This window comes from Cytobacillus oceanisediminis 2691, from assembly GCF_007678455.1.
GTDB classification, from domain to species: Bacteria; Bacillota; Bacilli; order Bacillales; family Cytobacillaceae; genus Mesobacillus; species Mesobacillus oceanisediminis_A.
Genome location: NZ_VEEP01000145.1, coordinates 1 through 295 on the forward strand (window position 1 = coordinate 1; position 295 = coordinate 295).

A 295-nucleotide genomic window follows, 5' to 3' on the forward strand; every position below is an offset into this window, starting at 1 on the left:
TTTTGAGATGGAATATTATAAGCATTAACATGAGGATAAAGAGAACGAAGTGTGAATTGATGGAGTGGATATTTTAGGAGGGTAGTGATGGTATCGGGGGCGCAAGCTCTAGGTGTAGCATGCGTAATCAAGTTGATGTGAATTTCGGCAGTAGGGTTTTTATAATGAATAGTTGATAAGATGGTAGTAGGTATGGTGTTGTTGTGTTTTTTATGAGTAAGGATAGATGTTAAGATATTTGGATTTGGGTTTTGGGCTTTAATCCATTCTTGTTGAGTTAAAGAAGAAGTAGGAA

General features: G+C 36.3%; 1 protein-coding gene. It reads right to left on the reverse strand.

Annotated elements, in window-relative coordinates; all coding sequences use genetic code 11:
- A partial coding sequence (locus FS736_RS24875) for a hypothetical protein (RefSeq protein ID WP_222125102.1) occupies positions 1 to 295 on the reverse strand: 295 nt, incomplete at both ends.